The organism is Ralstonia sp. RRA (assembly GCF_037023145.1).
Lineage (GTDB): Bacteria > Pseudomonadota > Gammaproteobacteria > Burkholderiales > Burkholderiaceae > Ralstonia.
The window spans coordinates 2,912,004-2,934,252 of record NZ_CP146091.1; the positions used below are offsets into that span (position 1 = coordinate 2,912,004).

Below are 22,249 nucleotides of genomic sequence, written 5' to 3' on the forward strand. Positions count from 1 at the left end.
AGAAGCACCCCTTCAGCCCGTAAGGGTACGCTCATCGATGACAACAATCAACCGGCGACACAGACTCGAAGGGGTTTATGAAGCCACGACTGAGATAGAATAAATGTAAGCGCACGCACACTTAGCAAACCAAAAAAGGGAGCGCAGCATCGTGCGCTCCCTTTTTGGTGCAGTGTCGATCAGCGCTGCGCTTGTGCCGCCGCATCCACAACGGTCAGCGCCGTCATGTTGAGGATGCGTCGCACCGTGGCAGACGGCGTCAGGATGTGCACCGGCTTCTTGGCGCCCAGCAGGATCGGGCCGATGGCGATGTTGTTGCCGGCAGCGGCCTTCAGCAGGTTGTACGCGATGTTGGCGGCGTCGATGTTGGGCATGACCAACAGGTTGGCCTCACCCTTGAGCGTCGAGTCCGGCACCAGCGAATCGCGCAGCTTCTCGTCGAGCGCGGCGTCGCCGTGCATCTCGCCATCCACTTCCAAGTTCGGAGCGCGTTCGCGAAGGATGGCGAGCGTTTCACGCATCTTGACGGCGGAAGGCGCCTCCGACGAACCGAAGTTCGAGTGCGACATCAGCGCAACCTTCGGCTTGATACCAAAACGGCACAGCTCTTCAGCGGCCATGATGGTGATCTCAGCCAATTGTTCGGCAGTCGGATCGACGTTGACGTGCGTATCCGTCAAGAAGATCTGACGGCCCGGCAGGACCAGACCGTTCATGGCGGCGTACACGCAGTTCGTGCCCCCGATGACCTGATCGATGTAGCGCAGGTGCGCTGCGGTGGTGCTGACCGTGCCGCAAATCATGCCGTCGGCTTCGCCCTTGTGGATCATAACGGCGCCGATCAGCGTCGAACGACGGCGCACTTCCAGCTTCGCGTACTGCGGCGTCACGCCCTTGCGCGCCATCAGCTTGTAGTACGTCTCCCAATAGTCGCGGAAGCGCTCGTCGTGCTCGGGGTTCACCACGGTAAAGTCCACGCCCTCACGCAGGCGCAGGCCGAAGCGTTCGATGCGATGGGCAATCACCGCCGGGCGGCCGATCAGGATCGGGCTGGCGAGCTTTTCATCCACAACGATCTGCACGGCACGCAGCACGCGCTCTTCTTCGCCCTCGGCAAAGATGATGCGCTTGTTCTCCATCGGCACCTTGCGAGCAGCCGAGAAGATCGGCTTCATCAGCGTGCCCGAGTGGTAGACGAACTGCTGCAGGTGCTGGCGGTACGCGTCCATGTCTTCGATCGGGCGCTTCGCTACGCCGGAATCCATGGCGGCCTGCGCTACGGCCGGCGCGATCTTGACGATCAGGCGTGGGTCGAAGGGCTTCGGGATCAGGTATTCGGGGCCGAACGAGAGGTCCTGGATGCCGTAGGCCGAGGCGACGATGTCGCTCTGCTCCTGGCGAGCCAGTTCCGCCACGGCGTGCACGGCGGCGACTTCCATCTCACGCGTGATGGTGGTCGCGCCCACGTCCAGCGCGCCGCGGAAGATGAACGGGAAGCACAGGACGTTGTTGACCTGGTTGGGGTAATCGGTGCGGCCGGTGCCCATGATGACGTCCGGGCGCACTTCCTTGGCCAGCTCCGGCAGGATTTCCGGGTTCGGGTTGGCCAGCGCGAAGATGATCGGCTTGTCGGCCATCTTCTTGACCATGTCCTGCTTGAGCACGCCCGCCGCGGACAGCCCCAGGAAGATATCAGCGCCATCGATGACTTCGGCCAGCGTGCGCAGGTCGGTCTTCTGTGCGAAGTGCGCCTTGTCCGGGTCCATCAGCTCGGTACGGCCTTCGTACACGACGCCGGCCAAGTCCGTCACCCAGATGTTCTCGCGCGGCAGGCCCAGGTCGACCAGCAGGTCCAGGCAGGCCAGCGCCGCAGCGCCCGCGCCCGATGCCACCAGCTTGACCTTCTTGATGTCCTTGCCGACCACCTTGAGCGCGTTGGTGATGCCCGCGCCCACCACGATGGCGGTGCCGTGCTGATCATCGTGGAAGACGGGGATCTTCATGCGCTTGCGCAGTTCGCGCTCGACGAAGAAGCACTCCGGTGCCTTGATGTCTTCCAGGTTGATGCCGCCGAAGGTCGGCTCCAGCGAGGCGATGATATCGACCAGCTTCTGCGGGTCTTTTTCGTTGATCTCGATGTCAAACACATCGATACCGGCAAACTTCTTGAACAGGCCGGCCTTGCCTTCCATGACGGGCTTCGAGGCTTCCGGGCCGATGTCGCCCAGGCCGAGCACGGCGGTGCCGTTGGTCACCACGCCGACGAGGTTGCCGCGGGCGGTGTAGCGGAACGAGTTGGCGACGTCTTCGACGATCTCTTCGCACGCCGCGGCCACACCAGGGGAGTACGCCAGGGCCAGATCGCGTTGGTTCGACAGCGGCTTGGTCGGCGTAACGGAAATCTTGCCCGGGGTCGGAAACTCGTGATACTCCAGCGCGGCCTTGCGCAAGGCGGCGCGTTGCTGCGCCTTGAGTTCTTCATCCGTGCGGGCGGGCTGCTGAGGCTGGGTATCCACCGTGGTCATGGGGTGTCTCTCGTCATGGGTGGCCAGCGCGCGCGCCGGCCGTCGCATCTAGCGGGCCACCGAGAAACCACATGAGGGTCACGGTACTGCGGTCCGCCTCCTTGGGCCCGTCATTTTATATAGTGAAAAGCGATCTCACAACGGGATTTTGGGTGGGAGTGCTGTGCGCAACCGCTACAATATTTCACCGTCCTATCACGGCACCATCGGGCTTGCCCTCTTTCTACCATTGCCGCTGCCGTGTCCAAGCCCGCCGCTTCCGCCAACTCCGCTGATCACGCCGCCGAACTGTCCGAATTCGGACTGATCCGACGTTATTTCACGCGACCAGCCCGGCAAGCAATCTTAGGCGTCGGCGACGACTGCGCCCTGCTCGGCACCCGGCCCGGCCATGAGTTGGCGATTTCCACCGACATGTTGGTCGCCGGTCGTCACTTCTTTGCCGATGCGGAGCCAAAAGCACTCGGACACAAAGCGTTGGCTGTCAACCTATCCGATCTGGCTGCCATGGGCGCCGAGCCGCGCGCGTTTACGCTAGCCCTGGCGTTGCCGGAAGCCAATGCCGCCTGGCTCAAGCCGTTTTCCGAAGGCCTGCTGGCGCTGGCCGACGCCTTTCATTGCGAGCTGATCGGCGGTGACACCACACGCGGACCACTCACGCTCAGTTTGACCGTTTTCGGCGATGTACCTGCCGCTGCGGCGTTACGCCGTGACGCTGCCCGCGCGGGCGACGACCTGTGGGTGTCCGGCACCGTTGGCGATGCGCGACTCGCGCTGGGGGCATTGCGTGCCGAATGGCCGCTCACACCCGAGGCTCTCGCCCAAGTGCAGCCGCGCATGGACATGCCGACACCACGCATCGCACTCGGGTTGGCATTGCGCGGCATCGCGCGTGCGGCGCTCGACGTGTCCGACGGTTTGCTCGGTGATCTGGGCCATATCCTGACGCAATCGCGCGTTGGTGCAACCATCGAGGTCGATCGCGTGCCGCGCTCCGCCACGCTCGCAGCGCAACCGGCCGCACGCCAGTTGCAATGCACACTGGCCGGGGGCGATGACTACGAACTCTGCTTTACCGCGCCCGCCGAGGCGTGCGACGCCGTGCTCGCAGCTGGCCAGCGCGCGGGGGTTGCCGTTACACGCATCGGCCGCATCGATGCCGAATCCGGCCTACGACTTGTTGATGCACAGGGTGCGCCGGTCACCTTTACGCACGGCAGCTTCGATCATTTCTCATCCGCATCATGATGTCTTCTGCCCCCTTTCCGCCCTCCAACCCGCCGGGCCAACCTGAGGCCGTGACGCTCGAAGCCGGGCAGACCGCTCAAGTCCGCCGCCCGACCGCACGCTTCATGTTCGGCCATCCGGCGCGCATCCTGGCGCTGGGGTTCGGCTCGGGTCTGTCGCCCATCCTGCCGGGCACGATGGGGACGCTGTACGCGTGGCTGATCTACGTTGTCCTGGCCCGCTGGATTGCCGGACCGACCTGGCTGCTGATCGCCGCCCTCGGTTTCGTGATCGGCATCTGGGCATGCGCCCGCACGGCGCGTGACCTGGGCGTGGCTGACCACGGTGCGATGGTGTGGGATGAGATGGTCGCCTTCTGGCTGGTGCTGGCGTTCGTCACACCGACCACGTTGGGCGGGCAGTTCGGGGCGTTCCTGCTGTTCCGCTTCTTCGATATGGTCAAACCCGCGCCCATCCGCTACTACGACCGCACGCTCAAAGGCTTTGGCGTGCGCGGCGGCTACGGCGTGATGGTCGACGACATTCTCGCGGCGTTCTACACGCTGCTCGTGTTTGCGCTGTGGCGCTCGTTCTGAACCCGAAGTCTTGAAGTCCCGAAGGTGTTGCGATGGCTGAATCCCGCGCCCTGGCCCAACTGGCCGAACTGGTTGCCGATACGCTGAACAAGCGCAGCTTGATGGTGGCGACCGCCGAATCGTGCACGGGCGGGCTGGTGTCCGCCGCCATTACCGATGTGTCGGGTTCGTCCGCGTGGTTCGAGCGCGGCTTCGTGACGTATTCGAACGAGGCGAAATCGCAGATGTTGGGCGTGCCGGCCGCGCTGATCCGCGAACACGGTGCGGTGAGCGAGCCGGTGGCGCACGCGATGGCGGAAGGTGCGGTACTCAACAGTCGCGCACAGGTGGCCGTAGCGATTACTGGTGTGGCTGGCCCAACCGGCGGCACACCCGATAAGCCCGTTGGCATGGTCTGCTTTGGCTGGAGCAACCGCCTGGAGACACGTGTGGAAACGCGCCACCTCAAGGGCGACCGCAAGCAGGTACGCCTGCAGGCCGCCGAGCACGCGTTGCGGGGCCTGCTCGACTTTCTGGACTCGGCGGAGTCCTAAGCCCTGGACCTAGGGCCTGTCATCCAATCAAACGTGCGCGCGCAAGGGGAAATTGGGGCACAGGGCTAGGCGCGGGCGGTGCCGCTTAGCCGGCTAAGCAAGCCGGCCGCAACGACGCCGTGTGGCCCAATTTCCCCTTGCCCTTCGGGTTGGTCCGATCCGGGGCCATCTACTTTGTCGGGCGCCTTGCAAAGGGAATAGCCCTTTGCGGCGACACCCTTCGCGTAGCTGGCCCCGGCTCGGATCAACGCGCGTACGTTTGATTGGTTGACAGGCCCTACACCCGGGCTTCGCTCGGGTGATCCGGCCGGTGGCGCTCTTCGTGCTCGTGCTCCGGCTGGTGCTCATGGTCATGTTCACGACGGCGGTCACGATCGTGTTCGTGGCCGTCGTCACGTTCCTTCTCAAACTTGCGGTCCGGGTCCTTGCCCTCTTCCTCGCGGCGCAGGCCGGTGACGGGGTGCTGGGAATGCGTGGTCATGGTGTCCTCGCCTAAACCGGGCAACCGGACCGCCACCGTGTCGTGAGGCAGGTCAGTTGCGGTACTGGTTGATCCGGGCGCGCGTTGCCTCTGCAACCTTGCGGGCAGCATCGGCGAAATCGCTGTCGCTGCTGGCGTACAAAATGGCGCGCGACGAGTTGATCATCATGCCGGTGCCATCTGCAGTGCGCCCCGCACGCACGGTGGCCTCAACGTCACCGCCCTGGGCGCCAATGCCCGGAATCAGCAGCGGCATGTCACCGACGATCTCGCGCACCTTGGCAATCTCTTGCGGGAAAGTCGCGCCCACTACCAGGCCCATCTGGCCGCTTGTGTTCCAGACATTGCGCGCGCGCTCAGCCACGACTTGGTAGACGGGGCGGCTGCCGGTTTCCAGGAACTGCACGTCGCTGCCGCCGGCATTGGAAGTGCGGCACAGCACGATCACGCCCTTGTCGGCGTGCGCGAGGTACGGCTGCATCGAATCGAAGCCCATGTACGGGCTGACGGTGATGGCGTCGGCCTGATAGCGCTCGAAGGCCTCCTTGGCGTAGTGCTCGGCGGTAGAGCCGATATCACCGCGCTTGGCGTCGAGGATGACCGGAATGCCCGGATACGCCTCGTGGATGTAGTTGATGAGCTGCTCGAGCTGGTCTTCGGCGCGCTGCGAGGCGAAATAGGCGATCTGCGGCTTGAACGCGCAAACCAGATCCGCCGTGGCATCGACAATGGCGCGACAGAACGAGAAGATCGCCCCGCCCGTGCCGGTGAGCGACGCCGGCAGGCGTGCCGGATCGGGGTCGAGCCCGACGCACAGCAGGGAGTTGTTGCGCTGCCAGGCGGCAGCCAGTTGTTCGGTAAATCGCATGATGTCGGGAATGTGAGGGCGCGGCCGGACTGCCGCATGACTTCACCGCATTTTACCCGTCGGGCGATCCGGCGGCCCGATCTTCCGGGCGTGGCATTGATCCGACGCGTGCGCGCCAAGCCACTGTTTGTGGCTGAACCCGCTGCATCTTTACGCTACACTCGGCGCGATTTTTCGCCTCGCCCGCTCAATACCCGCTTCAAGGAACCTCCATGATCAACCTGTTCGTCGTGCAAAAAGGCCGTCTCGCGCAAGAACAGGTCGAAGAACGCAGCGAATTGCTGCAGCACAAGCCGATCTGGATCGATGTGATCGACCCGGACGACGAAGAGCTGGCCTGGATCAAGGAAGCCTATGGCGTGGTCCTGCCCGAACTGGAGCAATTAGGGGACCTGGAAGCGTCGGCGCGTTACTTTGAGGGCGAAGACGGCCATATCCACATCCGTACCGATTTCCTGCTCGACGAAGAAACCACCTCGCGCAACGTGCGCGTGGCCTTCGTGATGACCAAGGATGTGCTCTTCTCCATTCACGACGAAGATCTGCCCGCCTTCCGCCTCGTGCGCATGCGTGCGCGGTTGCGCCCGGGTTCGGTACGCAACGCGAAGGACGTGCTGATGGACCTGTACGCCACCGACGCGGAATACTCGGCGGACTCCATCGAAGAAGTGTATGAACGCCTGGAGGACGCCAGCAAACGTGTGCTGGCCGACGAGGTGACGGACGCTGCCGCCGCCGATGTGCTGGAGATCATCGCTCGCGTGGAAGACCTGAACGGCCGCATCCGCCGCAACGTGATGGATACGCGCCGCGCGGTGTCGTTCCTGTTGCGCAGCCAGTTGCTCTCAACCGATCAGCAGGACGAAGCGCGCCAGGTGCTGCGCGACATCGACTCGATCGAGAACCACACGGCGTTCCTGTCGGACAAGGTCAACTTCTTGATGGATGCCACGGTCGGCTTCATCAACATCAACCAGAACAAGATCATCAAACTGTTCTCGGTGGTGTCGGTGGCGCTGATGCCGCCCACGCTGATCGCCTCGATCTACGGCATGAACTTCAAGGTGATGCCGGAGTTGGACTGGGCCGAAGGGTATCCGTATGCGATCGTGATGATGATCGTGTCGGCGGCGATTCCGCTGGTGTACTTCCGGCGCAAGGGCTGGCTCAAGTAAGCCGGCCAGTCACACTCAATCCGGCAGCGTTGCCGAGCCCATCCGGTTGGCGATGATGGTGGCCTTGCGCGTGAAGTTCACGTGCACGTTGGCGCAGTAGCTCTTCTTGTCGAAGCACTTGGGCGCAGGCAATGCCGCGGCCAGACGCGCTGCCTGACCCACCGTCAGTTGTGAGGCCGGGCGCTTGAAGTAGTGCTGCGCAGCGGCTTCTGCGCCGAACACGCCTTCGCCCCACTCCACCGAGTTCAGGTAGATTTCCAGGATGCGCTCCTTGTCGAGCCAGAACTCGAGCATCCAGGTGATGGCCAGTTCTTCGCCCTTGCGCAGGTAGTGACGCTCACCGGAGAGAAACAGATTCTTGGCAAGCTGCTGCGTGATGGTCGAACCGCCGGCGACCACGTGACCGCGCCGCTTGTTCTTCTCCCACGCGTCGAGCATGGCGTCGACTTCCCAGCCGCTGTGCGAGACGAAATCGGCGTCTTCGCTGGCGATAACGGCACGCTTGAGGTTGCGCGAGATCTGGTCGTAGTCGACCCAACGATGATCGACCTTGCAGGTGAAGACATTGGCACCGCACAGGCGCATGCGCTCCGCACGCATGAAGGCAGTGGAAGACGGATCAAGCGTCTGCCAGCTCGCAATCGCAGCAAAAAAATAGAGATTGAGTGCGACCACGCCTGCCACAAAGCAACCGATCACGTAGCCGAGCCAGCGCATCATCGTGCGTATCCTGGGCGGGCGTTCAACGACGCGCGCGGGCGGCCACGACGGCCTCGCCCTGCAGCGCTTCACGCATACCGAGCAACACGGGCGCGGTGTCCGGGCGCACACCGCGCCAGACGAAGAACGACTCCGCCGCCTGCTCGACCAGCATGCCCAGGCCGTCCCAGGTGCGGGCGTCGTAGCGCTTGGCAAACTGCATGAACAGCGTTGGCTGTGCGGCGTACATCATGTCGTAGGCCAGCGCGTTCGGGCCAAACACGGTGCCCGGAATCGGCGGCACCCCGCCCTGCAGACTGCTGGCCGTGGCGTTGATGATGACGTCGAACACGTCGTCGACGGCAAGCTCGTCATAGCCACCCCCTACCAGTTCCGCGTCATGCAGCTTGGCCGAGATTTCAAAACGATCGACCAGCATGTTGGCGCGATCCGCCGTGCGGTTGGCGATGAACACACGCGACGGCTTGTGTTCCAGCAGCGGCAGCAGCACGCCACGCGCCGCGCCGCCCGCGCCCAGCAGCAGCACACGCTCGCCTTCGAGCGAATTACCGATGTTGTGCGTGATGTCGCGCATCAGGCCAACGCCATCGGTGTTGTCACCGAAGACCTCGTCGCCGTCGAACGTGAGCGTGTTGACCGCACCGGCCGATTCGGCCCGCAGCGACAACGACGTGCACATCGAATACGCATCGAGCTTGAATGGCACCGTCACGTTGAGCCCCTTGCCGCCTTCTCGCACGAAGGTCAGCACGGTTTCTTCAAACGCGATCAGCTCGGCATAGATGCGGTCGTAGCGGATGAGTTCACCGGTCTGCTGCGCAAACGCGGCGTGGATGGTGGGCGACTTGCTGTGCGAAATCGGATTGCCGATCACGCCATAGCGGTCTGTGGGCGGCGCATTGACGGCTGCGAGGATGGCCTCTTGAAACGACGACGGCATAAACAACGACCTCAGCGGGTCTGCAGGTGAGTTTCCAGGCCCGCGCGGGTGAACTTGAAGGTGGCGACCACATCCTGGATGTCGACGCGCTTGCGCATCTCCGCCGGGAAGCCGCCAAACGGCGCGGACGACCGCACGATGGCCACCGCCTGGCGATCCAGCGCCGGGTTGCCCGAGCTCTTGGCGATCTCGATGCCTTCGATCTTGTAGCCGTCCTGGTTGTAGCCGAGCTGGCCCTCGCGGTTGATGCTGATCACGAGGATCAGCTCACCATATAGCGGGCGGCCATTCTGGCTCGGGAAGTTGGCCGTGCCGCGCACTTCGATCTTGCGGCGCACGGCATCGTAGTAGCGGGCGTAATCCACTTGGCGTGCGCTGGCGGCGGTCAGCACGTTGCGGCGTGGGCGCTTGGCGTAGTTCTCGAGGTTGCGATCGATCTCGGCCTGCAGGCGGGCGATTTCGTCCTGCGTGGTGCGGTCATCCGTGCCGTTGGTGGGCGACGGTACCGGGCGCTCACCCGGTTTGACCTGACGATCGTTCACCATCGGCGCGCGGTCTTTCGCCTGCGTCAGCAGGCGGCGCTGTTCCTGCTCCAGGAATTCGACACGGCGCTGCGTGAGCTTGATGGCATCGCCGGTCTGCTCGTTGGTATCGGCAGGTAGCGGCGTGGTGGCGCGCTGCTGATCGAACTCGCCGCCACCGTTCAGATTGACCTGCGCCACCGCCGTTGCCTTGGCCGGCGCGGTGGATGACTTGGCGTTGACCAGCACCACGTCCAGCCCCGGATCATCGCGCTTGATGTCGAAGGCCTCGGGCGCCACCACGCGCACGAACAGCAGCAGGACGTGCACGGCAAGCGACACCACCAATGCCTTGGTGAGCGTGCTGCTGCCGGACCAATCCGGACGGTATGCGAGGGCGGCCATGAGGGTCGATTCCTGGGGCGGAGGAAGAGAAGCGCGAGAAGACAGTCAGACTGCGATTGTAGTTAGGCAGCGGCAGGCGTTCCACCGCTCTCACCGTCCTGCGGCGGCGACGCCACAGCGGGATCAGCTTCCGCACGGGCCTCTTCCTCATCAGCGGCCGGTTGTGGTTCAGCCGGCGCATCCACCTCGGCAGCCGCGGCTTCCGCTTCGGCCAGTTCCTCTTCGATTGCCGCGGCTTCGGCCTCCGCATCGGCAGCCGGGGCAAGCACTTCCACCACGCGGCACGATACTTCCAGGCTGATCTCGTCGGTGTCGAGAATGTCGAGCACCACATGCGTACCACGCGCGGTCTGTGCCAGCTCCGGCACCTTCGTCACCAGCGGAATGTCGGCAAAGCGCACCGCGCCTTCCTTGAGCACCACGGCCTGCATGCGCGTGCGGTTTTCCTGCTTGAGCCAGCGCAGGCACCAGTAGCGCTCCATGGTCGACTGGTGGTCGGCATAGGCAGCGTAGGTGCCTTCAAAGTCGGCCACGGCGGCCAGCAGGTCGGCGTCTTTCGGCTTGAATGGGGCGATCAGCTTGGCGGTCACGCCGTGCTGCGCCACCGCCGCAATCTGCCATTGGTTGACCAGATCGACATAGCGGCGCAGCGGCGAGGTGCTCCACGCATACTGCGCCACGCCCAGCCCTTCGTGCGGCGCCGGATACGTCTGCATGCGCGTGCGGTGCATGCCCCACGCCTTCTGCGTGCGGTAGATGCCGGGCACGCCGGCGTCGGCCAGCATGCGGCCCCAGGTGCTGTTGGCCAGGATCATCATCTCGGCGACGATCTTGTCCAGCGGCGAGCCGCGCTTGCGCTGTTCAATGCGCACGCGCTCGCCGCCGCCTTCGGCCTCGGGAATCGGGTCGATATAGAACGAGTAGTCGCCCTTCTGCGCGCCTTCCGGCTTTAGGCCACTGGCAATACGCGCCTGTTGACGGCCGTCGTATAGCGCGCATGCAAACGGCCACAGCACGGCCAACTCAGCCTTGAACGGGTAGTCGCCCGAACCATCGGCCAGCGCTTCGGCGGTAATCACGTCGTCGAGCAGGTTGTGGCGCAGGTTGGCGGCCACCGTCACGGATTCGCAGCGCGTCTCGCTGGCGGTGACCGTCCACGTGGCGCGGTCGACCGTTGCATACAGCGACAGCGCCGGACACGCGCGTCCTTCCTGCAACGTGTAACGATCGACCACCGATTCCGGCAGCATCGTGATCTTGTCGCCCGGGAAGTACACGGTCGACAGACGCTGACGCGCAATCGCGTCCAGCGCATCGCCGCGCTGGATGCCAAAACCCGGCGCCGCGATGTGGATGCCGATGCGCACGGTGGCATCGTCAATCGGGGTGACGGAGATGGCGTCGTCGATTTCCGTGGTGGTCACGTCGTCGATCGAGAAGGCGCGCACGTCAGCGTTCGGCAATTCAAGCGTGGGCTCCGGCACGATCACGTCCGGGAAGCTGGTGCCCTTCGGGAAGCACTCCGACAGGAAACGCGCCTCGTGCAGCGCCCGTGCGTTGGCGATGCCGCCCACAGCAACCATGAGTCGCATCGGCGAAAGACCCAGCGCCGTGCACGCCGCGTCGAGCGCCTTGAACTCAAGGCTGTTCTTATCCGGCTTGAACAGCAGTTGCAGCGTCTTGCCACGGAAGGACTCGGGCAGGCACATCGCCTTCAGCTCGGCTTCGTACTCGGCCTGCAGGGCGGCCTGCTGCTTCTTGCGCTCCACGGCGGCAAGAGCGGCCTTTAGCTGGTCTTCGGGCGCGCGCTGGTAGCGGCCACGGCCTTTGCGGCGGAAGTAGATGGGCGAACCGTGCAGTGCAATCGCAAGCGCGGCCTGCTGCGTGGCATCTGCGCCCGCGCCGAAGTACTCGCCGGCCAAGTCGGTAAAGCCGAACTCGTCAGCCGGTGCGCATTCCCAGAGGAAATCCAGATCGATGTCCGTCGACAGCGCGTGCGCGGCCTTCGACAGTTCACCGGCCGACGGCTGGGCAAACTGCAGCAACACATCGCGCGACTTGACCTTGGTGCGCTTGGCGCTGGGCAGCTCGACCTGGTAGGCCTCGCCCTGTTGGGACAAAACGGTGCCTGCGCGGATCTCGCCGCCTTCTTCAAACAGCAACTGCATGGATATGTCTGGATTGCCGCACTCGCATAAGCGAACGCCGCTTTGAATGAGATGGACTGACCGTGCGCCCGAACGTCAGAAACCCGGTGCACGGCGACAAAAAGTTGGGGGCGATGATACCGCACTGGGACGACGTCCGAACCGCCGAAAATACGCCAACTTCGCGCCTACCTTGGCGGCTTGAACCCGGCCAGTGCCGGCAAGAACACCTCCGTCACCAGCATCGCGCTCGCCCCGCGCCGGAACACGGAACGCCGCGCCGGCAGGCGCTCGACGCCAGTGATGGGTGCATCACTCAACGCGTGGTGCGCGCGGCGTACCAGCGGGTGATGCGTGTCGAGCAGCGCGAACTCAAAATCGCCCCGGGCGACACGCGGGTCCGCAAACAGCGAATGCCCGAGCGGCTGCGTGCCCAGTGCCTTCAGGAATGGCCAGTCCAGCGCCACGCTGCGCGGATGCACGATGGTGTGCGCGTAGACAACGGGGATGTCGTCGCAGATCAGCAAAACCTCGCGCGCCAGCGTCTCCGCGGGGCGTGCCATGCCAAGGCAGCGCCATTCGTCACGCAACGGCATCGCCCGTTTCTGGCCAAGGAGTTGCACCCGAAACGTGGACGATGCCGCACGCAGGCGCGCCGTCAGTGAATTTGCGCCAACGGCCCAGAGCGCCCAATGGCGGTCGTACACGACGGCCGGCGGCAACGCGCTACGCCACAGGCTGCGCGGGTACGACGGGGATTCGGTCATGCGGACGCGTCGTCGTCAAATGGGGGCGCGGCCAACAAGTCGGCAGGAACGCCGCAGAAGGTGAGCACTTCGTCCATGTATTGCGCGAAATCGCTGATGCCGTGGTCGCTGCCGTCGATCACGCGGGTGGCGGCGCCCGGGAAGTGGGCGAGCATCTCGCGGTAGTCGAGCACCTCATCACCGGTCGAGGCCAGAAGGTAGTACCGCTCGGGCTGCGTAATGGCAGGCACGGCCAGCGCGCGCAACTCATCCAGGTGATGCGGCTCGACGCGGATCGTGCCGCCGCCATGCCAGAGCGGCTGTTCACCCACGTACTTGGCCAGATCCCGTTCCGGGCGTGTGGCCGGATTCAGCATCGCGGCACGCAAGCCGTGGCGCTCAGCCAGCCAGGTGGCGTAATAGCCGCCCAGCGACGAGCCGATCAACACCGGTTTGGCACCGTCGCGCGTACTCAAGTCAGCGATCAACGCCTCAACTTCTGCCATCGCCTCGCGCGGCGAGACGGGCAGCATCGGGCAGACATACTGGTCCGCCCGTCCGACCGAAGCCATCCGCTTGCCCAGCATTTGCGCCTTGAACGAGCGCGGCGACGAGCGGAATCCGTGCAGATAGACAATGGAAGCCGGCATATCTGGATCAGTTGGCGGCGCCGACGCGCTCTGCCAGCGCATCCAACAGCTTCTGGTGCACGCCGCCGAAGCCGCCGTTGCTCATCACCAATACGTGGTCCCCCGGGCGGGCTGCAGCGGTCACGGCTTCAACCAGCGTGGTCAGGTCGGAGAAGGCCCTCGCACGCTCGCCCAGCGGCGCCAGCGCACCGGCCAGGTCCCAGCCGATGGCATCTTTGCCGCTGGCAGCACCGTAAGCGAATACCTGGTCGGCGCCGGTCAGGCTATCGGGAAGCGCCTGCTTCATCACACCCAGCTTCATGGTGTTCGAGCGCGGTTCCAGCACCGCCAGGATGCGCGCGCTACCGACGCGACGGCGCAGGCCGTCGATGGTCGTGCGGATGGCGGTCGGGTGATGGGCGAAATCGTCGTAGACGGTCACGCCGTCAACGGTGCCGCGCACTTCCATACGACGTTTCACATTTTCGAAACGGGCCAGGCTTTCAATGGCTTGAGGCGCCGGCACGCCCACGTGGCGCGCGGCGGCAATGGCGGCCAGCGCGTTCATGCGATTGTGGTCGCCCTGCAGAGCCCAGTGCACCCGGCCCTGGGTCTGGCCATTGAAAAGCACGTCGAAGCTGTCGTCGGCGCCTAAATTGGCGATCTTCCAGCCATCACCCTCTTCTGCGCCGAAATACTCGACTTCTGACCAGCATCCACGCGCAAGCACGCGCTTCATGCTGTCTTCGCGGCCGTTGACAAGTAAACGCCCCTGGCCAGGCACAGTGCGAACGAGGTGATGGAATTGCGTTTCGATTGCAGCGAGATCCGGGAAGATGTCAGCGTGATCGAACTCCAGGTTGTTCAGAATGGCCGTGCGGGGGCGATAGTGGACAAACTTGCTGCGCTTGTCGAAGAAGGCCGTGTCGTACTCATCGGCCTCGATGACGAAGAAGTCAGATTCGGTCAGCCGCGCCGACAACCCGAAGTTGCGCGGCACACCGCCCACCAGGAAACCCGGGTTGTAGCCGGCGTCTTGCAGGATCCAGGCGAGCATCGAGGTGGTGGTCGTCTTGCCGTGCGTGCCGGCCACGGCGAGCACCCACTTCTGCCGCAGCACGTTATCGCCAAGCCATTGCGGGCCGGAAACGTACGGCAGGTTGCGATCCAGGATGGCTTCCATCAGCGGGTTGCCGCGCGAGATCACGTTGCCGATCACGTACAAATCCGCCCCGATCGACAGCTGTTCGGGGTCGAAGCCTTCAATCAGCTCGATGCCCTGGGCTTCGAGCTGGGTGCTCATCGGCGGATAGACGTTGGCGTCGCAGCCGGTAACACGGTGACCGGCCTGGCGGGCGATCAGGGCAATGCCGCCCATGAAGGTGCCGCAGATTCCAAGGATGTGGATATGCATGGGAGCCATCTCAACTACGTTGCGCGGCATTGTACCGGGCATGCTCACGGGCAGACGCGCGCGGTTCAGTAAAATAGAAATCATGTCATCCAAACGCCCCCTCCTCGATCCGACCCGAGTTCGGGAAGAAATTGCCGCCGTTGCCGCCCGCATGATTGCGGAGGACGGTGCCGATTACGCTACAGCCAAGCGCAAGGCCGCGCGCCAGGTGCTCGGCACGGAATCGCGCGCTGCTGGCGAATGGCTGCCCGACAACGAACAGGTCGAAACCGAAGTCCGCGAATACCAAGCGCTGTTCCAGGCGGATTCCCAGCCGCGCGTGCTGGCGCTGCTGCGTCGCATCGCGCTGGTGCTGATGGAGGGATTGCAGGTGCACAACCCGTACCTGGCCGGCGCGGTCTTCAATGGCACCGCCAGCGAGCACTCCGACATCCACCTGCAGGTCTTCTGCGATAGCCCGAAGGACGTGGCGATCTTCCTGCTCAACGCCGGCGTGGACTTCGACACAACAGAGAGCGCTCACTTCGCTGGCCGCGACGAAGTGGAAACGCTCAGCTTCCTGTGGCGTGGCCAGTGGCCCGCGAGCCGCGAAGCCCGCGAACTCGCTCAGGAACTGCGCACCGAAACCGGTACGCCAGTCGGTGTGCACATTGCCCTCTATGACATGAACGATGTGCGCGGCGCCCGGCGCACCGACGCCAGCGGCAAGGCTGCACGCGGCGATGCCGCAGCCGTGCGCGCCCTCCTATCGAAGGGGTAATCCGTCAAGAGGAGTACAATCCGGCACGCTTCGCCTCTGTCTATATAGAGAGACCGCCCGAACCATGTCCCGCCGTACCGCTCTGATTGCCCTGTTGATTGCCGGCGCGATTGCCGCAGCCCTGGGCATCTACACCGGACACAAGGCCACCGAACCCAAGACGCCGGCCGACAATGTCGTCGCCACGTTCTACAGCAGCAAGCTGCCGGACGCCAATGGCACGCCGATCGATCTGGCGGCATTCCGGGGGCAGCAGGTGGTGATCAATTTCTGGGCGCCGTGGTGCGGCCCCTGTGTGGAAGAGATGCCGGAGCTGTCCGCGCTCGCCCAGGAGCAGAAGGCCCGCGCAAAGTTTGTCGGCATCGGTATCGATACGGCGGCCAATATCCAGGCTTTCCTGGGTAAAGTGCCTGTCACTTATCCGATTGCGGTGGCCGGTTTCGGCGGCACGGAACTGGGCCGGCAGTTTGGCAATGAGATGGGCGGCCTGCCATTTACTGTGATTCTTAACGCACAAGGCGACATCACATTCCGAAAGATGGGCCGCGTGCACGCTGACGAACTGCGTCAGGCACTGCAACGCACGTGAATATGCAAAATCGTCATACGACGGTCATGTGCGCGCAACTACCCTTCTTTCTACGCAAAGTTGGTTGTGCAGTTGGCAAGATCGGTGAAAACACCAGTTTCTCGAACTCTTTTCAGCAAAAACTAGACAAAGCATTCTAAGTTGCTGTAAATTGCGCCCAACTTCGCTCAACCAGTCAAATCGTGGCTGAAAAACCGACCGCAAAAGCGCTTCGTAACGTGCTCGTACTGCACGGCCCGAACCTCAATCTGCTGGGGACGCGCGAACCGGAAGTCTATGGCGCAACCACGCTGGCCGACATCAACGCCGCCCTGGCCGAACGTGCCAAGGCGCGCGGCGTCACGCTGGCGCATTTCCAGTCGAACCACGAAGGCGCGCTGGTCGATCGTATCCACGCGGCCAAGAGCGAAGGCGTCGAATTCATCATCATCAACCCGGCGGCCTACACGCATACCAGCGTGGCCCTGCGCGACGCGCTGGCCGGAGTGGTGATTCCGTACATCGAAGTCCATCTGTCCAACGTGCATCGCCGCGAGCCGTTCCGCCATCATTCGTACCTGGCGGACCAAGCGGTGGGCGTGATCTGTGGGCTGGGCTGGCGCGGCTACGTCGCCGCGCTCGACTACGCAATCGATCAACACGGCGGCTGATCAGCCGTCTTCTTCCCCTTCATTTCAACCACTTAACCAACGCAACGACGCCAGCGCCTGGAGCACGTACGCTGAAGAGCCATTCGCGTGCGACCCTTCTTTGCCCCAGACCGCCGACGCTGCAGGAGAACGTTCATGGATTTGCGCAAGCTGAAAACGCTGATCGACCTGGTGGCCGAATCGGGCATTTCGGAACTCGAAGTGACCGAAGGCGAAGGCAAGGTCCGCATCGTCAAGTCGGCGCCGCAAGTGGTGGCCCCGATGCAATACGCGCCGATGCCGATGCAGGCTGCACCCGCTGTGGGCGTGCCCGCCGCTGCCGCTCCGGCTGCGGTCAGCGCTGAAGCCACTGCCCCGGCCCTGCCGGCCGGCCATATCGTGACGTCGCCGATGGTCGGTACGTTCTACCGTTCGCCGTCGCCGGGCGCCGCCGAGTTCGTCAAGGTGGGCGACACCGTCAAGGAAGGCCAGACCATCTGCATCATCGAAGCGATGAAGCTGCTCAACGAGATCGAAGCGGACAAGGCTGGCGTGATCAAGGAAATCCTGATCGACAACGGCCAGGCTGTGGAATACGGCCAACCGCTGTTCGTGATCGGCTGATCTTCCGGCATCTGACCCTCATCGTGCGGCGGGCTCCCCTGCCGCATCCGAGCGCGAGTTGACGCAACCGAGTGCACAGGTCCGTTGAAAACGGCCTAGCCACAGCGCCCTCGCCTCCCCTTTTTGTAGCGAGAACACGATGTTCGACAAGATCCTGATTGCGAACCGCGGCGAGATCGCGCTTCGCATCCAGCGCGCCTGCCGCGAACTCGGCATCAAGACCGTGGTGGTCTATTCCGAGGCGGACAAGGAAGCCAAATACGTCAAGCTGGCCGACGAAGCCGTGTGTATCGGCCCGGCACCGTCGCCGCTGTCGTACCTGAACATGCCGGCGATCATTTCGGCGGCTGAAGTGACCGACGCCCAGGCGATCCACCCCGGCTACGGCTTCCTGTCGGAAAACGCCGACTTTGCCGAGCGCGTGGAGCAATCCGGCTTCACCTTCATCGGCCCGACGCCCGAGTCGATCCGCCTGATGGGCGACAAGGTGTCGGCCAAGCAGGCCATGATCAAGTCCGGCGTGCCGTGCGTGCCGGGCTCGGAAGGCGCCCTGCCCGAAGACCCGAAGGAAATCCTGGCAACGGCCAAGAAGGTCGGCTATCCGGTCATCATCAAGGCCGCCGGTGGCGGCGGTGGCCGCGGCATGCGCGTGGTGCACACCGAGGCCGCGCTGATCAACGCCGTCAACATGACACGTGAAGAAGCGGGCCGTGCCTTCGGCAACCCCGAGGTGTACATGGAGAAGTTCCTGGAGCATCCGCGCCACGTGGAGATCCAGGTCCTGGCCGACCAGCACCGCAATGCGATCTGGCTGGGCGAGCGCGATTGCTCGATGCAGCGCCGCCACCAGAAGGTCATTGAGGAAGCGCCGGCACCGCACATCGCGCGCCGCCTGATCGAACGCATTGGTGACCGCTGCGCCGACGCCTGCAAGAAGATCGGCTACCGTGGCGCCGGCACGTTCGAGTTCCTGTACGAGAACGGCGAGTTCTACTTCATCGAAATGAACACGCGCGTGCAGGTTGAGCACCCGGTCACGGAAATGATCACCGGCGTCGACATCGTGCAGGAGCAGATCCGCGTGGCCGCCGGCGAGAAGCTGCGCTTCCGCCAGAAGGACATCACGCTCAAGGGCCACGCCATCGAGTGCCGCATCAACGCGGAAGATCCGTTCAAGTTCACGCCGTCGCCGGGCCGCATCACGTCGTGGCACGTGCCGGGTGGCCCGGGCGTTCGCGTCGATTCGCACGCCTACAACGGCTACTTCGTGCCGCCCAACTACGACTCGATGATCGGCAAGGTCATCACGTACGGCGCCACGCGCGAGCAGGCGATTGCCCGCATGCGCATCGCCCTGTCGGAAATGGTGGTGGAAGGCATCTCGACCAACGTGCCGCTGCACCGCGACCTGATGCTCGACGCCAACTTCGTTGAAGGCGGCACCGACATCCACTACCTGGAGCACCGTCTGGCGCAACAGGAAGTGGCCAAGGGTGGCGGCAAGTGACGTACCGCGAATGCGTACTTGAGGTGTCTCGTGACGACGCGGAAGCGTTGTCCGAGGCGCTGTTCGACCTGGGCGCCCTGTCGGTGTCGGTGGAAGACGCCGATGCCGACACGCCGGAAGAACAACCGCTCTTCGGCGAGCCCGGTCACGAGCCGACCCGCCTGGCGTGGAACCGCTCGCGCGTGGTCGCGCTGCTGGCCGACGACGCCGATCCGGCACTGCTGGTGGCAGCCGCAGCCAACGAGATCAAGCTCTCGCCTATCCCTGCGTACACCGTGCGCGAGGTCGAAGAGCAGGACTGGGTGCGCGTCACGCAATCGCAGTTCGAGCCGATCCACATCGGCGAGCACATCTGGGTCGTGCCCTCGTGGCATGACGCACCGGAGCCCGACGCCGTGGTGCTGGAACTGGACCCGGGCCTCGCCTTCGGCACCGGCAGCCACCCGACAACGCGCCTGTGCATGGAATGGCTGGAGCAGCACGTCCAGCCCGGCGAGCGCACGCTCGATTACGGCTGCGGCTCGGGCATTCTGGCCATCGTCGCCAAGAAGCTCGGTGCCGGTGAAACCGTCGGCGTCGACATCGACCCGAACGCCGTGGAAGCGTCGCGCTACAACGCTGAGCGCAACCACGTCGAAGCCACGTTCGCCCTGCCCGACGATGCGCCGGAAGGTACGTTCGATCTGGTCGTCGCCAACATTCTGTCGAACCCGCTCAAGCTGATGGCGGCCATGCTGTGCGCACGCGTGCGCCCGGGCGGCCGGCTGATTCTGTCGGGCGTGCTGGAGCGCCAGGCGGAGGAAGTTGCCGCGGCGTACGCTTCCGCCATTCCGCTCACGGTGTGGCGCGCACGTGACGGCTGGGTCTGCCTGCACGGTGTGAAACCCGCGTAATTTCACGGCGTTGTTCGCAACATTCGGCGCCGGCGTCACCTGCAAAGGTCGACGCTGGCGTCACTGTCTGCAATACTCGCGCGGTCGGCTTTTTTCTCCTTGTTCTGCATGGCATCCGCGCCACGTCTCGCCGCCCGCTGTCCCAATTGCCAAACCGCATTCCGCGTCGTCGCCGACCAGCTTCGGCTACGGGGCGGACTCGTCCGTTGCGGGCGCTGCAATCACGTCTTTGACGGACGCGCGCATCTGATCGAGCTGGGCGCTACGCCCACGCCGCCGACAGCAACACCCGCCACCCCAGCACCGCAGCAAGCGGATCCACGTGTACCGGCCGTCGGAACCACGCCTGCACCCGTACCCGCAGAGCCTTCCACTCCGCCGACTGAGGCACCAGCCGAAGCTTCTCCGGCAACGCCCACGGCCGAAGACGACCACGGCTTCGGCATGACGCTGATCTGGGAAGAAGACGTTGCCGAAGACGGCGTCGCCGAAGTGCATCTGGGCGAAGTCGAAGGTGCGACGCCAATTCCCGACGCGCATCCCACCGCTCCCGATACGCGTCCGCTGGCGGATGAAGCTCCGGCCGAAGCAGAAGCAGAAGCCGCAGAGGAACCCGCACCGGCAGCCATTGAACCCGCTGCCGACGTACCTACCGCTGCTCCCGCCGAGCCGGAACCGCCCGCAGCACCGGCAGATCCGTTCCACGGCCTACCGCCGATCCGTGAATTCGAGGACGACGAAGATGCGTTCGCGGCGGCCCTGCCCAAGCAACCGTCGGCAGATTTGCCGCCCGCGCCGGCCGTCACACGCGTACCCGCGCCTGCGGTAACGAAGCCCGAAACGCCCGCACCCGCACCAGCACCCGCCGCCGCAGAGAACCAGGACAAGCACGATTCGGTCTGGATGCGTCACGAGACCGATCCGCACACGATGTTTGCGCCGGTGCCGCGCCGGAACCAGCACGCGCGCCGCGCGCATGATGAACACGACGGCCCGACGCCGCAGCGTACGCTGACCGGCGCACCACGTCCGCGCAAGGCGCGCGGGCCGAACCACGGTGTCTCGGCCGCCACACTCGATTTCCTGCGTGCCGCGCAGGCGCGTGAGCAGGTGCGCAAGTCGACCGGGCGCCGTGCGATGGCGCGTATTGCGCTCGGATTCCTGATCGTGTTGGCCGCGGCACAGGTGCTCTTCCTTGGCCGTTCGGAAATCGCCCGCCGCGTGCCGTCCACACGCCCGTTGTGGGAAGTGCTGTGCCAGCCGCTGCATTGCAAGATCGCCCCGCCGCGCGACCTCGACGCACTGCAGATCGAATCGTCGCAACTGCAGCGCCAGGAAGGTGATGCGTCCGACCAGTACGTGCTGACCGCTACGCTTCGCAACCGTGCGGGCAACCCGGTCGCCTTGCCGGCCATCGAGCTGGTGACGACCGATCTACAGGACCAGCTGCTCTCGCGACGCGCGCTGCTGCCCAACGACTACCTGAACCCGACCGACAGTGCATACGGCACGTCAGGTCTGCCCGCCCGCGCCGAACTGCCGATTCGGGTACGATTCCAGTCCCAGCGCCCGACGGCCAACTACCGGGTCCTGATTTTTTACCCCTGAATTTTCACCCCTGGCCTAGAGCCGCTAACAAGACCCACCTGGCTAGGCGTGCCGACGCAGACAGTACTGGAGTACGGCAAGGAGGCGCAACGACGCCAGGCGGGTTTTGTTAGCGGCTCTGACCCCCAACACGCATCAAAGGAAGGAGTAACACCATGGCAAACGTGACCCTTGGCGGCAACCCGATCGAAGTCGGCGGCCAATTCCCGTCGGCTGGCGCGAAGGCCCCGGCATTCACGCTGGTTGGCAAAGACCTGAAGGACGTGTCGCTGGCTGACTTTGCCGGCAAGCGCAAAGTCCTGAACATCGTGCCGAGCCTGGACACCCCGGTGTGCGCCACCTCCACGCGCAAGTTCAACGAAGCCGCTGCCAAGCTGGACAACACGGTGGTGTTCTCGATCTCGGCTGACCTGCCGTTCGCGGCCGGCCGCTTCTGCGCGACTGAAGGCATCGAGAACGTCGTGCCGCTGTCGACCTTCCGTGACAAGGGCTTCAAGCAAGCCTACGGCGTCGACATCACGTCGGGCCCGCTGGCCGGTGTGACCGCCCGCGCCGTGGTCGTGCTCGATGCCAACGACAACGTCCTGTACTCGCAGCTCGTGCCCGAGATCAAGGAAGAGCCGAACTACGACGCCGCCCTGGCCGCGCTGAAGTAAGCTCACTCGTATTGCCGTGAGACCGGCCTCCGGTCTCGCATTTATCACACGGCCGT

Annotated in this window: 22 protein-coding genes; 12 read left to right on the forward strand and 10 right to left on the reverse strand. The window is 64.4% G+C overall.

Annotation, left to right across the window (positions count from 1 at the left end):
- Positions 1-179: 179 nt before the first annotated feature.
- Complete coding sequence (locus V6657_RS14030) at positions 180-2,525, reverse strand: NADP-dependent malic enzyme (protein ID WP_048933075.1); 2,346 nt, start codon at positions 2,523-2,525, stop codon at positions 180-182.
- Between the two features lie 240 nt (positions 2,526-2,765).
- Here V6657_RS14030 and thiL point away from each other — a divergent pair, with 240 nt between their 5' ends.
- From thiL to V6657_RS14045, 3 genes are read left to right on the forward strand one after another with little or no spacing between them, the layout of a single operon-like run.
- On the forward strand, positions 2,766-3,773 hold the full coding sequence (gene thiL, locus V6657_RS14035) for a thiamine-phosphate kinase (protein WP_048933076.1): 1,008 nt from the start codon (positions 2,766-2,768) through the stop codon (positions 3,771-3,773).
- A complete protein-coding gene (locus V6657_RS14040; RefSeq protein WP_048933077.1) occupies positions 3,770-4,348 on the forward strand; it encodes a phosphatidylglycerophosphatase A in 579 nt (192 codons plus the stop codon). The genes thiL and V6657_RS14040 overlap by 4 nt, the downstream gene beginning before the upstream one ends.
- A 32-nt stretch (positions 4,349-4,380) precedes the next feature.
- Positions 4,381-4,881: a CinA family protein gene (locus V6657_RS14045; RefSeq protein WP_048933078.1), complete on the forward strand. Its 501-nt coding sequence runs from the start codon at positions 4,381-4,383 to the stop codon at positions 4,879-4,881.
- Between the two features lie 277 nt (positions 4,882-5,158).
- Here V6657_RS14045 and V6657_RS14050 read toward each other — a convergent pair whose 3' ends face one another.
- Positions 5,159-5,362: a metal transporter gene (locus V6657_RS14050; protein ID WP_082170145.1), complete on the reverse strand. Its 204-nt coding sequence runs from the start codon at positions 5,360-5,362 to the stop codon at positions 5,159-5,161.
- 52 nt (positions 5,363-5,414) lie between these two features.
- Positions 5,415-6,230 carry an orotidine-5'-phosphate decarboxylase gene (gene pyrF / locus V6657_RS14055; protein ID WP_048933080.1) on the reverse strand — a complete coding sequence of 272 codons (816 nt, stop codon included), beginning with the start codon at positions 6,228-6,230 and terminating at the stop codon, positions 5,415-5,417.
- 212 nt (positions 6,231-6,442) lie between these two features.
- Between pyrF and corA the strand changes: the two genes are divergently transcribed.
- Positions 6,443-7,405, forward strand: coding sequence for a magnesium/cobalt transporter CorA (gene corA, locus V6657_RS14060; protein ID WP_048933081.1), 963 nt, complete (start codon positions 6,443-6,445; stop codon positions 7,403-7,405).
- A 15-nt stretch (positions 7,406-7,420) separates the two neighbouring features.
- On the opposite strand, the gene mtgA is transcribed toward corA, so the two are convergent.
- The 7 genes from mtgA to mpl all read right to left on the reverse strand — a co-directional run bounded on the left by mtgA (position 7,421) and on the right by mpl (position 14,927).
- Positions 7,421-8,125, reverse strand: coding sequence for a monofunctional biosynthetic peptidoglycan transglycosylase (mtgA, locus tag V6657_RS14065; protein ID WP_048933082.1), 705 nt, complete (start codon positions 8,123-8,125; stop codon positions 7,421-7,423).
- Between the two features lie 22 nt (positions 8,126-8,147).
- Entirely contained in the window at positions 8,148-9,065 is a 918-nt protein-coding gene (gene aroE / locus V6657_RS14070) for a shikimate dehydrogenase (protein WP_048933083.1), read from the reverse strand.
- 11 nt (positions 9,066-9,076) lie between these two features.
- Positions 9,077-9,991, reverse strand: coding sequence for an energy transducer TonB (locus V6657_RS14075; RefSeq protein ID WP_048933084.1), 915 nt, complete (start codon positions 9,989-9,991; stop codon positions 9,077-9,079).
- Positions 9,992-10,053: 62 nt separating this feature from the next.
- On the reverse strand, positions 10,054-12,159 hold the full coding sequence (locus V6657_RS14080; protein WP_048933085.1) for an RNB domain-containing ribonuclease: 2,106 nt from the start codon (positions 12,157-12,159) through the stop codon (positions 10,054-10,056).
- Between the two features lie 167 nt (positions 12,160-12,326).
- Entirely contained in the window at positions 12,327-12,905 is a 579-nt protein-coding gene (locus V6657_RS14085) for a chorismate lyase (RefSeq protein WP_048933086.1), read from the reverse strand.
- Positions 12,902-13,534: a YqiA/YcfP family alpha/beta fold hydrolase gene (locus tag V6657_RS14090; RefSeq protein ID WP_048933171.1), complete on the reverse strand. Its 633-nt coding sequence runs from the start codon at positions 13,532-13,534 to the stop codon at positions 12,902-12,904. The genes V6657_RS14085 and V6657_RS14090 overlap by 4 nt, the downstream gene beginning before the upstream one ends.
- A 7-nt stretch (positions 13,535-13,541) precedes the next feature.
- Complete coding sequence (gene mpl, locus V6657_RS14095; protein WP_048933087.1) at positions 13,542-14,927, reverse strand: UDP-N-acetylmuramate:L-alanyl-gamma-D-glutamyl-meso-diaminopimelate ligase; 1,386 nt, start codon at positions 14,925-14,927, stop codon at positions 13,542-13,544.
- An 82-nt stretch (positions 14,928-15,009) separates the two neighbouring features.
- Between mpl and V6657_RS14100 the strand changes: the two genes are divergently transcribed.
- From V6657_RS14100 to tpx, 8 genes are all read left to right on the forward strand, one after another.
- The gene (locus tag V6657_RS14100) at positions 15,010-15,687 is read left to right on the forward strand and encodes a UDP-N-acetylmuramate--alanine ligase (RefSeq protein ID WP_171017952.1); all 678 of its coding nucleotides are present in this window, start codon (positions 15,010-15,012) and stop codon (positions 15,685-15,687) included.
- 64 nt (positions 15,688-15,751) lie between these two features.
- Positions 15,752-16,276 (forward strand): TlpA disulfide reductase family protein, encoded by a 525-nt coding sequence (locus tag V6657_RS14105; protein ID WP_048933088.1) that lies wholly within the window; start codon positions 15,752-15,754, stop codon positions 16,274-16,276.
- Between the two features lie 182 nt (positions 16,277-16,458).
- A complete protein-coding gene (gene aroQ, locus V6657_RS14110; protein ID WP_048933089.1) occupies positions 16,459-16,926 on the forward strand; it encodes a type II 3-dehydroquinate dehydratase in 468 nt (155 codons plus the stop codon).
- Positions 16,927-17,061: 135 nt separating this feature from the next.
- Positions 17,062-17,529: an acetyl-CoA carboxylase biotin carboxyl carrier protein gene (gene accB / locus V6657_RS14115; protein WP_048933090.1), complete on the forward strand. Its 468-nt coding sequence runs from the start codon at positions 17,062-17,064 to the stop codon at positions 17,527-17,529.
- A gap of 139 nt (positions 17,530-17,668) precedes the next feature.
- Positions 17,669-19,036 carry an acetyl-CoA carboxylase biotin carboxylase subunit gene (gene accC / locus V6657_RS14120; RefSeq protein ID WP_048933091.1) on the forward strand — a complete coding sequence of 456 codons (1,368 nt, stop codon included), beginning with the start codon at positions 17,669-17,671 and terminating at the stop codon, positions 19,034-19,036.
- Positions 19,033-19,929 (forward strand): 50S ribosomal protein L11 methyltransferase, encoded by an 897-nt coding sequence (gene prmA / locus V6657_RS14125; protein ID WP_048933092.1) that lies wholly within the window; start codon positions 19,033-19,035, stop codon positions 19,927-19,929. The genes accC and prmA overlap by 4 nt, the downstream gene beginning before the upstream one ends.
- Before the next feature lie 108 nt (positions 19,930-20,037).
- Complete coding sequence (locus tag V6657_RS14130) at positions 20,038-21,537, forward strand: DUF3426 domain-containing protein (RefSeq protein ID WP_082170146.1); 1,500 nt, start codon at positions 20,038-20,040, stop codon at positions 21,535-21,537.
- Between the two features lie 155 nt (positions 21,538-21,692).
- Positions 21,693-22,193, forward strand: coding sequence for a thiol peroxidase (gene tpx, locus V6657_RS14135; RefSeq protein WP_048933094.1), 501 nt, complete (start codon positions 21,693-21,695; stop codon positions 22,191-22,193).
- Positions 22,194-22,249: the final 56 nt, after the last annotated feature.

What these genes read in the sequence shown, in the direction of transcription:
- mpl (WP_048933087.1), bottom strand. Translation starts at nt 14,927, where the DNA reads ATGCATATCCACATCCTTGGAATCTGCGGCACCTTCATGGGCGGCATT.
- accC (WP_048933091.1), top strand. Translation starts at nt 17,669, where the DNA reads ATGTTCGACAAGATCCTGATTGCGAACCGCGGCGAGATCGCGCTTCGC.
- V6657_RS14100 (WP_171017952.1), top strand. Translation starts at nt 15,010, where the DNA reads ATGTCATCCAAACGCCCCCTCCTCGATCCGACCCGAGTTCGGGAAGAA.
- accB (WP_048933090.1), top strand. Translation starts at nt 17,062, where the DNA reads ATGGATTTGCGCAAGCTGAAAACGCTGATCGACCTGGTGGCCGAATCG.
- V6657_RS14030 (WP_048933075.1), bottom strand. Translation starts at nt 2,525, where the DNA reads ATGACCACGGTGGATACCCAGCCTCAGCAGCCCGCCCGCACGGATGAA.
- V6657_RS14050 (WP_082170145.1), bottom strand. Translation starts at nt 5,362, where the DNA reads ATGACCACGCATTCCCAGCACCCCGTCACCGGCCTGCGCCGCGAGGAA.
- aroE (WP_048933083.1), bottom strand. Translation starts at nt 9,065, where the DNA reads ATGCCGTCGTCGTTTCAAGAGGCCATCCTCGCAGCCGTCAATGCGCCG.
- V6657_RS14130 (WP_082170146.1), top strand. Translation starts at nt 20,038, where the DNA reads ATGGCATCCGCGCCACGTCTCGCCGCCCGCTGTCCCAATTGCCAAACC.
- pyrF (WP_048933080.1), bottom strand. Translation starts at nt 6,230, where the DNA reads ATGCGATTTACCGAACAACTGGCTGCCGCCTGGCAGCGCAACAACTCC.
- V6657_RS14040 (WP_048933077.1), top strand. Translation starts at nt 3,770, where the DNA reads ATGATGTCTTCTGCCCCCTTTCCGCCCTCCAACCCGCCGGGCCAACCT.
- V6657_RS14085 (WP_048933086.1), bottom strand. Translation starts at nt 12,905, where the DNA reads ATGACCGAATCCCCGTCGTACCCGCGCAGCCTGTGGCGTAGCGCGTTG.
- V6657_RS14075 (WP_048933084.1), bottom strand. Translation starts at nt 9,991, where the DNA reads ATGGCCGCCCTCGCATACCGTCCGGATTGGTCCGGCAGCAGCACGCTC.
- V6657_RS14090 (WP_048933171.1), bottom strand. Translation starts at nt 13,534, where the DNA reads ATGCCGGCTTCCATTGTCTATCTGCACGGATTCCGCTCGTCGCCGCGC.
- V6657_RS14045 (WP_048933078.1), top strand. Translation starts at nt 4,381, where the DNA reads ATGGCTGAATCCCGCGCCCTGGCCCAACTGGCCGAACTGGTTGCCGAT.
- V6657_RS14080 (WP_048933085.1), bottom strand. Translation starts at nt 12,159, where the DNA reads ATGCAGTTGCTGTTTGAAGAAGGCGGCGAGATCCGCGCAGGCACCGTT.
- V6657_RS14105 (WP_048933088.1), top strand. Translation starts at nt 15,752, where the DNA reads ATGTCCCGCCGTACCGCTCTGATTGCCCTGTTGATTGCCGGCGCGATT.
- tpx (WP_048933094.1), top strand. Translation starts at nt 21,693, where the DNA reads ATGGCAAACGTGACCCTTGGCGGCAACCCGATCGAAGTCGGCGGCCAA.
- mtgA (WP_048933082.1), bottom strand. Translation starts at nt 8,125, where the DNA reads ATGATGCGCTGGCTCGGCTACGTGATCGGTTGCTTTGTGGCAGGCGTG.
- corA (WP_048933081.1), top strand. Translation starts at nt 6,443, where the DNA reads ATGATCAACCTGTTCGTCGTGCAAAAAGGCCGTCTCGCGCAAGAACAG.